10 protein-coding genes are annotated in these 13102 nt (G+C 39.5%); 9 read left to right on the top strand and 1 reads right to left on the bottom strand.

Annotated elements, in window-relative coordinates:
- The first annotated feature begins 26 nt into the window (after positions 1-26).
- The 5 genes from hisS to AC27E9_RS08285 all read left to right on the top strand — a co-directional run bounded on the left by hisS (position 27) and on the right by AC27E9_RS08285 (position 5643).
- On the top strand, positions 27-1301 hold the full coding sequence (hisS, locus tag AC27E9_RS08305; protein ID WP_487129075.1) for a histidine--tRNA ligase: 1275 nt from the start codon (positions 27-29) through the stop codon (positions 1299-1301).
- Positions 1302-1310: 9 nt separating this feature from the next.
- A complete protein-coding gene (locus tag AC27E9_RS08300) occupies positions 1311-1949 on the top strand; it encodes a YfgM family protein (RefSeq protein WP_487129074.1) in 639 nt (212 codons plus the stop codon).
- 11 nt (positions 1950-1960) lie between these two features.
- Positions 1961-3169 (top strand): outer membrane protein assembly factor BamB, encoded by a 1209-nt coding sequence (bamB, locus tag AC27E9_RS08295; RefSeq protein WP_487129073.1) that lies wholly within the window; start codon positions 1961-1963, stop codon positions 3167-3169.
- Between the two features lie 144 nt (positions 3170-3313).
- A complete protein-coding gene (der, locus tag AC27E9_RS08290) occupies positions 3314-4783 on the top strand; it encodes a ribosome biogenesis GTPase Der (RefSeq protein ID WP_487129071.1) in 1470 nt (489 codons plus the stop codon).
- A 176-nt stretch (positions 4784-4959) separates the two neighbouring features.
- Complete coding sequence (locus AC27E9_RS08285; protein ID WP_487129069.1) at positions 4960-5643, top strand: PilZ domain-containing protein; 684 nt, start codon at positions 4960-4962, stop codon at positions 5641-5643.
- On the opposite strand, the gene xseA is transcribed toward AC27E9_RS08285, so the two are convergent.
- Positions 5640-6977, bottom strand: coding sequence for an exodeoxyribonuclease VII large subunit (xseA, locus tag AC27E9_RS08280; RefSeq protein WP_487129067.1), 1338 nt, complete (start codon positions 6975-6977; stop codon positions 5640-5642). The two genes, AC27E9_RS08285 and xseA, sit on opposite strands and share 4 nt — an antisense overlap.
- A gap of 190 nt (positions 6978-7167) precedes the next feature.
- On the opposite strand from xseA, the gene guaB reads away from it, so the two are divergent.
- The 4 genes from guaB (at position 7168) to AC27E9_RS08260 (ending at position 13051) form a co-directional block, all read left to right on the top strand.
- Complete coding sequence (gene guaB, locus AC27E9_RS08275) at positions 7168-8640, top strand: IMP dehydrogenase (RefSeq protein ID WP_487129065.1); 1473 nt, start codon at positions 7168-7170, stop codon at positions 8638-8640.
- 184 nt (positions 8641-8824) lie between these two features.
- On the top strand, positions 8825-10402 hold the full coding sequence (gene guaA, locus AC27E9_RS08270) for a glutamine-hydrolyzing GMP synthase (protein ID WP_487129063.1): 1578 nt from the start codon (positions 8825-8827) through the stop codon (positions 10400-10402).
- A 302-nt stretch (positions 10403-10704) separates the two neighbouring features.
- Positions 10705-11058 (top strand): RidA family protein, encoded by a 354-nt coding sequence (locus tag AC27E9_RS08265; protein ID WP_487129061.1) that lies wholly within the window; start codon positions 10705-10707, stop codon positions 11056-11058.
- 37 nt (positions 11059-11095) lie between these two features.
- Positions 11096-13051: a RecQ family ATP-dependent DNA helicase gene (locus AC27E9_RS08260; protein WP_487129059.1), complete on the top strand. Its 1956-nt coding sequence runs from the start codon at positions 11096-11098 to the stop codon at positions 13049-13051.
- The last annotated feature ends 51 nt before the right edge of the window (positions 13052-13102 follow it).

The raw sequence follows: 13102 nt of genomic DNA, 5'->3' as shown, positions 1-13102 counted from the left end.
CTATAACCACAGCAGGATAAGAGTACGTGAGTAAAGCAATTCAAGCAATTAGAGGCATGAACGACTGTTTGCCATCTGAAACAGGTATTTGGCAAATGGTAGAAGCTGTATTGCGCCGCGTAGCGAGTAATTATGGTTTTGCTGAAATACGTATGCCTATTGTTGAGTCGACAGCACTATTTAAACGCTCAATTGGTGAAGTGACTGATATCGTTGAAAAGGAAATGTACACTTTTGATGATCGCAACGGCGACAGCTTAACTCTACGTCCTGAAGGAACGGCAAGTTGTGTGCGTGCAGGTAATCAAAATGGTTTACTGTATAACCAAGAGCAACGTCTTTGGTATATGGGACCAATGTTTCGTCATGAACGTCCGCAAAAAGGTCGCTACCGACAATTTCATCAGTTTGGCTTAGAAGCCTTTGGTATTGCGACACCAGATATCGACGCTGAAATTATTTTGTTAACTTCTCGACTTTGGCGGGAACTCGGCATCAATGAATTTGTCACACTAGAGCTAAACTCGTTAGGTTCTAATGAAGAACGCGCTCAATATCGCGATGCATTAGTGGCGTTTTTAACGGAAAAAGAGCAGTTTTTAGACGAAGATAGTAAACGTCGCATGCTGACCAACCCGTTACGTGTATTAGATAGTAAGAACCCAGATGTACAAGCGGCTTTGGTTGATGCGCCTAAATTAGCTGATTATTTTGGCGAAGAGTCAAGTGCTCATTTTACTTCAGTTTGCCAACGTTTAGATGCAGCTGGCGTTAAGTATGTTATAAATGACCGTTTAGTACGCGGCTTAGATTATTACAATCGCACGGTATTTGAATGGGTAACATCTAGCTTAGGCGCTCAAGGCACCATTTGTGCTGGTGGGCGTTATGATGGCTTAGTTGAGCAGCTAGGTGGAAAGTCAACACCAGGTATTGGTTTTGCTTTAGGTATTGAGCGTTTAGTGCTGATGTTAACAAGCTTAGAAAAAGCAAATAACGTTAGACCACAAGTTGATGCTTACGTGATTATGTTAGGTACCGATGTTGAAATTAAAGCTAATGGCTTGGCAGAGCAATGGCGTGATAAAGTTTCAGATATTCGTATTCAATGTCACTGTGGTGGTGGCAATATGAAAAAACAAATGAAGCGCGCAGATAAATCAGGTGCCCAAATTGCATTGATTCTTGGGGAAGATGAAATAGCACAAAATACGGTTACCGTTAAATATTTACGCGGACAACAAGAACAACAAAGTTTGCCACTTGAGCAAGTGCCAAACTTATTAACAAATTTACTTTAAGGGTTAGTTTTGGATATACATCAAACAGAAGAACAACAAGTAGAAGCAATTAAAGGTTTTTGGAAAGATAATGGTAATGCGATCATTGCTGGCTTAGCAATTGGTTTTGCTGGTTTTATCGGTTTAAATTACTACAAAGATCATAAACTACAACAAGAACTAAATGCCTCTGAAGCGTACCAAGTGCTGCTTGATGCTGCAGCAAAAGACAGTGCGTCATTCGCTGCTGCAGGTGAAAAGTTTATCGCTGAAAATGACGGTTCTAGTTACACCATGTTAACGGCCATAGCATTAGCGAAAGAAGCTGCTGACAAGCAAGAGTGGGCGAAAGTTGAAACGCATCTAACAACAGCCATTGACAAGTCAGTTGATGACAGTATTAAAGCGATTGCAACACTTCGCTTAGCGCGCGTGCAATTGCAACTTGAAAAATATGAGCAAGCATTAACAACATTGTCTGCCCAATTACCGGCAGCATTTGCTGCTAACGCTGAAGAAATTAAAGGTGATGCTTACTTCAAACAAGGTAAAACTGAACTTGCAAGAGTTGCGTATCAAGCGGCAATTGACGGCGCTGATGAAGCTAACAACCCATCATTACAAATGAAGCTGGACGATTTAGCGCAAGTAGTTAACCTTAGCAAATAGAGAGTATAAGCATGTTTAATAATAAACGCTTTAACAAACATCTCCTTGCTATTGTTGCTTTATCGGTAGGGATCTCTGCATGTTCATCAACTGATGATGAAAATGAAGAATTAAAAGTTGCAGAGTTAACTGAAATTACTGAGCGATTTGAGCCAGTAGTTAAGTGGGATGCAAGTGTTGGCGACGGTGTTGGAGATTACTTCTCTCGCATTAAGCCAGTTGTTGCTTACGATAAGGTTTTCAGTGCTAGCCGCGATGGTGATGCTTACGCATTTGACGAAAACACTGGAGAACGTGTTTGGTATGCTGATCTAAGTGATATTGATGACCAACGTGGCTTCTTTGACGACAAAGAGCCTGCTTTATTAAATGGTGGCCCTGTTGCTGGTATCAATAAAGTATTTTTTGGCAGTGAAAACGGTGATGTTATTGCTCTTGAAGCTGAAAGTGGCTCATTATCTTGGCAAGGGAAAGTTAAAGGTGAAGTGATTGCTGCACCAGCACTTGATTCAGGTAAGTTAGTTGTAAACACCGCTTCTGGGGTTTTGAAAGCGTTTAATGCTTCTAATGGTCAAGATGAATGGCAGATTGAGCAAGATGTACCACCACTAACGTTACGTGGTATCAGCGCACCGGTAATTGCCGCAGGTGGTGTTATTGTTGGCGCGGCTGACGGCTCGTTATCAGTTTACTTACTTGAACAAGGTCGACAAGGTTGGACTGTTGATATTGGCGAAGCAACAGGCTCTACCGAATTAGAGCGTGTTATTGATGTCGATTCTACGCCACTTATTTATGGCGAGAATATATACACAGTTTCCTCGCGTGGTAATTTAAGTGCAGTAGAAATTCGTACTGGTCGCGTTTTGTGGCAACGTCAGTATTCGTCATTTCGTCAAATAGCAATTAGCGGCAATACGCTTTTTGTTACTGATGTTAAAGGCCATGTTTATGCGGTTGACCGTAATAACGGCTTAGAGTTATGGAGCCAATTATCGTTAACTAACCGCGGTGTCACAGGTCCAGCAGCGTTAGGTGATTATGTTGTTGTAGGTGATTTTGAAGGTTATCTACACTGGTTAGATCAAACAACGGGTGAAATTGTTGCTCGTCACCATGTTGATGGTAGCGGCATTTATGCCACGCCTACCGTTGTTAATGGCGTTTTATATAGCCAGTCACGCGACGGTGACTTAGAAGCGATTACCATTCCAGAGTAAAATATCGCATATCTCTTCGTTAATTGTATAACGAAAGAGATAGACTAAAATTATAAACGGCTCCAATGCAAATGGCACTGGAGCCGTTGTTTATTAATAAAACCAAGATTATATATTTTGGTTGAGATGAAAATTGAGGTGAGCATGCTTCCTGTAGTAGCACTTGTTGGTCGTCCGAATGTCGGTAAATCAACATTATTTAATCGCTTAACGCGTAGTCGAGATGCGTTAGTTGCTGATTACCCGGGGTTAACCCGTGATCGCCAATATGGTAAAGCGGAAGTTGAAGAACACCCATTTATTGTTATTGATACTGGCGGCATTGAAGGTGATGAAAAAGGCATTGACGCCCTCATGGCTGAACAGTCTTTAATCGCTATAGATGAAGCGGATGCTGTGCTATTTATGGTTGATGCTCGCGCGGGTTTAACCTCTGCTGACCAAGGTATTGCTGCTCACTTACGTAAGCAAGATAAAAAAGTGTTTTTAGTGGCTAATAAAGTTGACGGTATTGACGCTGATTCAGCCGTAGCTGATTTTTACTCTTTAGGTTTAGGCGATGCTGTTCATCAAATTGCTGCCGCTCATGGACGTGGGGTAACCCAACTTTTAACGTTAGCATTAACACCGCATATTGAAGCGCTTGGGCAACCAAAAGCTGATGAAAATGATGAGTTTGACGGTGACTATGAAATTGATAATGAGGCCTTAGACCAAGAAAATATTGCAAAAGCACCAGAAGAAACTGACACCATTAAACTAGCGATTATTGGTAAGCCTAATGTTGGTAAGTCAACACTAACTAACCGTATTCTTGGTGAAGATCGCGTAGTGGTTTACGATATGCCCGGGACTACGCGTGATAGTGTTTATATTCCAATGGAGCACAACGGTAGGCCTTATACTTTAATTGATACCGCCGGTATTCGTCGTCGTAAAAACGTCACTGATGTTGTTGAAAAGTTCTCAGTTATTAAAACGCTACGTGCAATTGAAGATGCTAATGTTTGTTTATTGGTTATTGATGCGCAAGAAGGTATTAGTGACCAGGATTTAAGCTTACTTGGTTTTATATTGGAAGCAGGTCGTTCGTTAGTACTAGCAGTGAATAAATGGGACGGTTTAGATGACCATGTCAAAGACCGTATTAAGTCTGAGTTAGATCGTCGTTTAGGGTTTATCGATTTTGCTCGCATTCACTTTATTTCGGCATTGCACGGTACTGGTGTTGGACATTTATACGAGTCGGTAGAGGAAGCCTTTGTTTCTGCGACTAAACGTATTTCAACGTCTATGGTAACCAAAATATTAGATATGGCGGTTTTTGACCATCAACCACCTATGCACCAAGGTCGCCGTATTAAATTAAAATATGCTCATGCGGGTGGTTATAACCCTCCGATTATCGTTATCCACGGTAATTTAGCGAAAAATTTACCGCTGTCTTATAAACGATATTTAATGAATTACTACCGCAAGTCATTAAAAATAATGGGTACACCGATTAGAATCGAATTTAGAGAAACCTCTAATCCATTTGCAGGTAAGAAAAAATTAACCTATACCGAGCAGAAAAAACTAGCACGGGCAACGCAAGGTTATAAAAAAGACTAATTTTTTAGTCTGCATGTATTTTAAAAAGCTGATAGCAATATCAGCTTTTTTTATTGTCAAATACCGCTGTGAGGTACTAGCAATATTGCTTTTATATCAATATTTGGTTACTGTAAAAACGCTAAGTTAATTAATTACCTAAGCGATAATGTTTTGCTGAGGTTTTCTGGAAAGTTATGACGGATACTGCAATAAAAATGGATATGGCTGGACGACTTAGTCGAAATTTAGCTTTATTACAGCCCGGTGCTGTTGTTACTTTAGACATGGCGACACCGGCAGGTCAACGCGGTAAATTTCGCTCAACCTTTATTGGTTATTCACCTAAAAACTATGTTTTGGTTCAATACCCTGATGGCTCGAAATTAGGTAATTTTTCACAATACATTACCCAAGGTTTGGGAGTTACTGTCCGTGGGCTTATTGAGGGGCACGAAGGTGCAGTGGTAGCTTTTGTTTCCAATGTAAAACAAACTATTCAAATACCGTCGCGCATTATTGTTTTAGAGTTTCCGCGGGAAGTGAGCCTACAAAACTTACGTTCCTCGATGCGTATCGAAACTTATATTAAAGCAAAAATCAAAGTTAAAGAAGAGTATTGGTCATCGGTAATTTCTGATATTTCTGTTACAGGTTGTCAGCTTATGGTTAATAACGGAGAACAATTAACTTTAAGTGCTGAACAAAAAATGGAAGTCACCATTGAAGACTTCCAAGGGCTAAAAAATTTAAAACTTGAAGCTGAAATTTGTAATAGCAAAATGCAAGCTGATGGTATTTCACTAGGCGTTAAGTTTAGTGATTCAAGTAAAATTGAAGTCACCAAGTTATTACAGCAAGCGGTAATTTCACCCCATTAACGCACTTTCGTGGCAATAACCTTCGCATTGATAACGCCATCGCTAACTTCGATACTGATGGCGTCATCCGCTTTAACTTTGTTGATCTGTTTGACAATTTTCCCTTTACCATTTCGCACAACGCCGTAACCACGAGCGATAGTTGCCAATGGGCTAACCAAATTTAATTGCTCACATAATAAGGCAAAACGCTCAGCTTTATTTTTTGTCATTCGCTGTTGAGCTGCAACAAGGCGACGCTCAAGCTGCATAATGTCACCTTGTTTTTGCTTGATATTATTTACTGGTGACGCCTGTATTAGTCGTTGTTGTAAATAAAGTGGTTGTTGCTTAAATCGATGAATTTCTCGACCTATTATTTTTTGTAAACGTAAATTGAGTTCATCGGATTTTTGTTGTTTGCTTTGTAATTGTTGCTCCGGATGAACTTGTTGCAACCTTTGTTGCGCGTTTTCTAATTGCTTACGTGAATAGCGAAGCTTATGTGAAATTGCGTTGTTAATGCGTAATTGCATGGCCTGAAGTTTGTCATGAGTATCTTTAATATCTGTTGATATTAATTCTGCAGCGGCTGATGGGGTTGCGGCGCGTAAATCGGCAACATAATCACTAAGGGCTGTATCAATTTCATGGCCAACTGCGCTGATAGTTGGAATGTTAGATTGAAAAATAGCACGAGCCACTACTTCTTCATTAAAGGCCCATAAGTCTTCTAGTGAGCCTCCACCGCGACCTATAATTAGCACATCTACTTCTTCACGAGCATTAGCGATATTTATCGCTTGTGCGATATCAAGTTTAGCCTGCTCACCCTGCACAAGTGCTGGGTAAATAATGACTTTTAATAGCGGATTTCTTCTTTTAAGAACCGTTAAAATATCTTTAACGGCCGCACCTGTTGGCGACGTGATGATACCAACACACTTAATCGCTTCAGGTATTTGTTGTTTATGCTGTAGATCAAATAGTCCTTCAATATTGAGTTTGTTTTTTAATTGCTGATACTGCTGACGAAGTAAGCCTTCGCCTGCAGGTTCCATTTGCTCAATAATTAATTGAAAGTCACCACGAGGTTCATACAAGGAAACTTTTGCTCGCACTAGTACTTGTTGCCCATTAGTCGGCTTTAATCTAACTCGGCGATTATTACCTTTAAACATGGCGCAGCGAACTTGTGACTTTTGATCTTTCAATGATAAATACCAATGTCCTGAGCTTGCAGCAACAAAATTAGATATTTCGCCACATAACCAAACAGTATTTAGTTCACTTTCTAGAATGAAACGTACTTTTTTTGTTAGTTCACTGACTTGTAGAATATGCTGTTGAGCCATAAATATTTTACTTTTTCTCTTGTTCAGGCGTAATAACGGGCTAGTTAAGCACTATTATATATTTGTTTCTTTAATCAACGACACTTTATTTTCGTTTTATTGTAATTTTAAGTTTACCTTGCCCATGAAAACGGTTAAAATTCTGCCGCAATATTTCCTCCCTAACCACTCATTTTAGAGAGATGTTGCGATGCTAAGAATTGCCCAAGAAGCGTTAACCTTCGACGATGTTTTACTGGTACCTGCCCATTCTAAGGTACTTCCACATACTGCCGATTTAAAAACTAAATTAACTCGAAAGATTGATTTAAATGTTCCTATGATTTCTGCGTCTATGGACACAGTAACAGAATCGCGTTTAGCTATTACCTTAGCCCAAGAGGGTGGTATTGGTTTTATTCATAAAAATATGACCATTGCCGAACAAGCAAAAAATGTATCTCAAGTAAAAAAATATGAAAGTGGTATTGTTTCAGACCCAGTGACAGTTAATCCGGACGCGAGCATAGAAAACACTATGCGCCTAGCTGATGATGTTGGTTTTTCTGGTTTCCCTGTTGTTGATGAAGACAATAAGCTTGTTGGTATTATTACCGGCCGCGACCTTCGTTTTGAAACAGACTTAACTAAGCCTGTTTCTGCTTTGATGACCAAAAAAGATAAATTAGTTACGGTTAAAGAAGGCGCTTCTCGTGAAGAGATATTAGGGCTGATGCATGAACACCGTATTGAGAAAATCCTGATGATTGATGATGCCTTTACTTTAAAAGGTTTAATCACTGTTAAAGATTACCAAAAAGCCGAAAGCAAGCCTAATGCCTGTAAAGATGAATTAGGTCGTTTACGTGTTGGCGCTGCTGTAGGTGTTGGTGCTGGTACTGATGAGCGTATTGATGCTTTAGTTGCCGCAGGTGTTGATGTACTGCTAATTGATACATCACATGGGCATTCACAAGGTGTTATTGATCGCGTTGCTGAAACTCGTGCTAAGTACCCTGAACTACAAATTATTGCTGGTAACGTTGCCACTGGTGCTGGTGCAAAAGCACTTGCTGATGTTGGAGTTGATGCTGTTAAGGTTGGTATTGGCCCAGGTTCAATTTGTACCACACGTATTGTAACTGGTGTAGGTGTTCCTCAGTTAACTGCTATTTCAAACGCAGTTGAAGCATTAAAGGGGAGTGGTATTCCTGTTATTGCTGACGGTGGTATTCGCTTTTCAGGTGATATCGCGAAAGCACTGGTTGCCGGTGCACATTGTGTAATGGTTGGTAGCATGTTTGCTGGTACTGAAGAGTCTCCAGGTGAAGTTGAATTATACCAAGGGCGTTACTACAAATCATACCGTGGAATGGGTTCATTAGGTGCAATGAGCCAGAAAGAAGGTTCAAGTGACCGTTATTTCCAAAAGTCTGATGGCGAGGCAGATAAGCTAGTTCCAGAAGGCATTGAAGGTCGTGTTGCATACAAAGGGCCGGTTGCTGCCATTATTCATCAACAAATGGGCGGCTTACGCTCGTCTATGGGCTTAACTGGCTCCGCAACAATTGAAGAAATGCGCACTAAACCAGAATTTATGAAAATTACTTCTGCTGGTATGGGTGAATCACATGTACATGATGTGACTATCACTAAAGAAGCACCTAACTATCGAATGGGCTAGTCTAAATAGACGACTTCTTTGCTATTTATCATTAGAGCAGCATCAGAAATGCTCTAATATGAATTAGCGTTGAATTAATCCATTTATTGTTTAAAAAATTGGAAGTTTTATAACAGGCTGAGCTATAAATATGGTGGCTCAGCCTGTTCATTATTAAATATACATATTATTAGGAACAAAACACATGAGCAAAGACATTCATGATCACCGCATACTAATATTAGATTTCGGTTCTCAGTACACACAACTTATCGCTCGCCGAGTACGTGAAATAGGCGTTTACTGTGAGCTATGGGCTTGGGATGTTACTGAAGAGCAAATTAAAGGTTTTAATCCTACAGGGATTATTTTAGCTGGTGGCCCAGAGTCAGTTACTGAGCATGACTCGCCTCGAGCCCCGCAACACGTATTTGATGCCGGTGTACCAGTATTGGGTATTTGTTACGGCATGCAAACAATGGCAGAGCAATTAGGCGGTGCCGTTGAAAGCTCTGAGCATAAAGAGTTTGGTTATGCTGCAGTTGAAGTTATTGCAAAGTCAGCATTATTTAATGCTATCGAAGATAGTGTTGGTGAAAACGGCAACGCTTTACTTGATGTTTGGATGAGTCATGGTGATAAAGTGTCAGCAATTCCTGAAGGCTTTACCACAGTAGCACAAACTCCAAGCTGTAAGTATGCGGCAATGGCAAATGAAGAAAAGAATTTCTACGGAGTGCAATTTCACCCTGAAGTTACTCATACTAAGCAAGGTATGCGTATATTAGAGCACTTTGTTGTTGATATTTGTCAATGTGAAAAGCTATGGACATCGGCTTCAATTATTGAAGATGCCATTGCTAAAATGAAAGCGCAAGTGGGTGATGACGAAGTTGTTCTTGGTCTTTCTGGCGGTGTTGATTCATCTGTGGTTGCTATGCTTTTACATCGCGCCATTGGTGATAAATTAACTTGTGTATTTGTCGATAACGGCTTACTTCGTTTAAATGAAGGTCAGCAAGTTATGGATATGTTTGGTGATCATTTCGGCCTGAATATTATTCATGTAAACGCTGAACAACGTTTCTTAGACCGTTTAGCTGATGAAAACGATCCAGAGAAAAAGCGTAAAATTATTGGCAACGTATTCGTTGAAATTTTTGACGAAGAAGCCAGTAAACTTACTAATGCTAAATGGTTAGCACAAGGCACTATTTACCCTGATGTAATTGAGTCAGCAGCATCTGCAACAGGTAAAGCACATGTGATTAAATCGCATCACAATGTTGGTGGTTTACCAGAAGATATGGAACTTGGTTTAGTTGAACCACTACGTGAATTGTTTAAAGATGAAGTACGTAAAATTGGTTTAGAGTTAGGTTTGCCATACGATATGCTTTATCGTCATCCTTTCCCTGGTCCAGGTTTAGGTGTGCGTATTCTTGGCGAAGTGAAGAAAGAATATGCTGACTTACTACGTCGTGCAGATCATATCTTTATTGAAGAACTACACAAGCATGACTTATACAATAAAGTTAGCCAAGCATTTACGGTATTCCTACCAGTTCGTTCAGTTGGTGTAATGGGAGACGGCAGAAAGTATGATTGGGTGGTTAGCTTACGCGCTGTTGAAACTATCGACTTTATGACCGCACACTGGGCGCATTTACCATATGATTTCTTAGGACATGTGTCGAATCGTATCATTAATGAAATTGATGGTATTTCTCGCGTTGTTTACGATATTTCTGGTAAACCACCTGCAACTATCGAATGGGAGTAAAGTGACTTTCTTTTTTGTTATTTCGGCTTATTTCGGCGTCGAAAGTACTCACTGACAAGCGTCAGCTCCGTGCTATCTTCTTGAACTAAGGCAAATTAACTTCAAATAAAGCACTTTATTGCAAAATAATTAAAACCCTAAGTGTTAAACCTTAGGGTTTTCTTTTATAGCCCTCTAAAATTGGCACAAACTAGTTGAGTTTTTAGCGAAGCTGTAAAGTTTTTTTTTGAACGTATTGCGATACGTGATGGAATGCAAATGGCTGCATTGAAGATAAAAATAAATAAGAAGTGGAAAGTAAAATGACTATTGAAAGAATTGAAACCAATGATCGCATGAGCCGTATTGTAAAACATAATGGTACTGTATATTTGTGCGGACAAGTTTGCGCTGATGCCACTAAAGGCATTACAGAGCAAACACAAACCATGCTGGATAAAGTTGAGGCTTTGCTTTTACAAGCAGGAAGTTCAAAAGAGCATATGTTATCAGCAACGGTTTATCTCAAAACTATGGCTGATTTTTCTGCAATGAATACCGTTTGGGACGCATGGGTACCTAAAGGCTTTGCTCCTGCGCGAGCTTGTGTACAAGCGGCAATGGCAAGGAACGTACTGTTAGTTGAAATTAGTGTTGTAGCCGCTTTAATGCAGTAATAAACTATCGTATAGCAATCAAATAGTAAGGCAGAGCATGTCAACGTTACAACACTCATTAAAAACATACTTTGGTTTTGATGACTTTAGAGCTGGACAAGAGCAAACTATTAGCCAGTTGCTTAACGGTGACTCTTCACTAGCCATTTTCCCTACAGGTGCTGGCAAATCATTATGTTACCAATTGGCAGCTATAAATTTACCGCACTTAACGTTAGTTGTTTCGCCTCTGTTAGCTTTAATGAAGGATCAATTAGCTTTTCTACATGCTAATGGCATATCAGCCGCTAGTATCGATTCAACTTTATCATTCGAGCAAAGCCAGAAAATTATTCGTGATGTACGTTCTGGTCAGATAAAAATTCTTATGGTGTCGGTTGAGCGTTTTAAAAATGAGCGTTTTCGTCAATTTATTGAGTCGGTAGATATCTCAATGTTAGTTGTAGACGAAGCACATTGTATTTCTGAATGGGGACATAATTTTCGTCCTGATTATTTAAAGCTACCTCGTTACCGACAAGAACTTAATATTCCTTTAGTTTTATTATTAACGGCGACGGCAACCAAGCAAGTTAAACAAGATATGGCATATAAATTTGCGATAGCAAATGAACATATTGTGCAAACTGGCTTTTACCGAAAAAACCTTGATTTATCAGTGCTCGCGGTTGCTGAACAACAAAAAAATCAGGCGTTATTGAGTGCTATAAAGCAACATGACGGTAGCGGTATTGTTTATGTGACATTACAGCAAAGTGCTGAAAAATTAGCGGCATTTTTACAGCAACAGGGCTTGCTTGCAGAGGCTTACCATGCAGGTTTTAAAGACGAAGTAAGACAAAAAATTCAGCAAGATTTTATGCAAGGAAAAATACTTATTGTTGTCGCAACTATAGCGTTTGGCATGGGCATAGATAAAGCAGACATTCGCTTCGTGATTCATTATGATTTACCAAAGTCTATCGAAAATTTCAGTCAGGAAATTGGACGCGCAGGTCGAGATAGCCAACAATCTGCTTGTTACACGCTAGCGAATCTTGATGGTATCCATACCGTTGAAAATTTTGTTTATGCTGATACACCTGAAAAATCGAGTATTAGTTTTGTTTTAAATAGTATTCGTCAGGAACTTCAAAACGGGCAGTGGGAATTACAGTTATTAGCCCTGTCAAATGCCAGTAATATTAAACAGCTGCCATTAAAAACTTTATTGGTTCAATTAGAATTATTGGGCGTTTTAAGCGCAAAATTTAGCTACTTTGCTGACTTTAAATTTAAATTTTTGACACCAATAGAGCAAATTATTGGTAGCTTTGATGGTGAGCGTGCTGAGTTTTTACAACATATATTTCAAAGCGCCAAAATGAAAAAAGTGTGGGGTGAACCGGACTTTGAGTTAATGCAGACGCGTTTCCAAGCACCAAGAAAACGTATTGTTTCAGCGTTAGAATACTTAGCTGAGCAACAGCATATTGTTTTGGAAACGAAAAAGGCAACAGAGGTCTTTAGTGTCAATCGTCAGGCTTTAGAAAATGCTGATTTAGTTGAACAGTTGTTTAATTACTTCCTTGAAAAAGAGCAAGCAGAAATAGCGCGAATTACGCGGTTAGTAGATTTTTTTCAAAGTGATAAATGTTTAACAAAACAATTATCAAGCTATTTTGATGACCAATATGCACCTGAACGCTGTGGTCATTGCTCTGTCTGTCGACAACAAGTGGTAAAGTTATCATACTCGACTCATCAGCAAGCTATTAGCACAGAAACCATTGTTTTAGCTATCAAACAATTACAGCAACATTTTTCGACATTAAAAGTAGGTGCTGGACAACATAGCTATGGTGTTTCTATTGAAACTATTTGTCGTTTTTTATCTGGGATGAGTGTGCCTATTTTTACGCGTGCTAAAGTACGAAAGCTGAGTTATTTTGGTGTTTGTCAGTATATGCGCTATGGCGAGATTAAAAAGCTCGTTAATAGTCAACTAACGTAAGAATGTAAGGTGCGGTTTAGTGGGTTCTTATGCTCAGGAAAAGTCATATAT

The sequence above is a fragment of the Colwellia meonggei genome, from assembly GCF_057537295.1.
The sequence above is the reverse complement of the archived record's forward strand: the minus strand, read 5'-3'. Positions and strand labels throughout refer to the sequence as shown.

Coding starts and splice junctions, on each gene's coding strand:
- bamB (WP_487129073.1), top strand. CDS start 1,961: ATGTTTAATAATAAACGCTTTAACAAACATCTCCTTGCTATTGTTGCT.
- der (WP_487129071.1), top strand. CDS start 3,314: ATGCTTCCTGTAGTAGCACTTGTTGGTCGTCCGAATGTCGGTAAATCA.
- AC27E9_RS08285 (WP_487129069.1), top strand. CDS start 4,960: ATGACGGATACTGCAATAAAAATGGATATGGCTGGACGACTTAGTCGA.
- xseA (WP_487129067.1), bottom strand. CDS start 6,977: ATGGCTCAACAGCATATTCTACAAGTCAGTGAACTAACAAAAAAAGTA.
- guaB (WP_487129065.1), top strand. CDS start 7,168: ATGCTAAGAATTGCCCAAGAAGCGTTAACCTTCGACGATGTTTTACTG.
- guaA (WP_487129063.1), top strand. CDS start 8,825: ATGAGCAAAGACATTCATGATCACCGCATACTAATATTAGATTTCGGT.
- AC27E9_RS08265 (WP_487129061.1), top strand. CDS start 10,705: ATGACTATTGAAAGAATTGAAACCAATGATCGCATGAGCCGTATTGTA.
- AC27E9_RS08260 (WP_487129059.1), top strand. CDS start 11,096: ATGTCAACGTTACAACACTCATTAAAAACATACTTTGGTTTTGATGAC.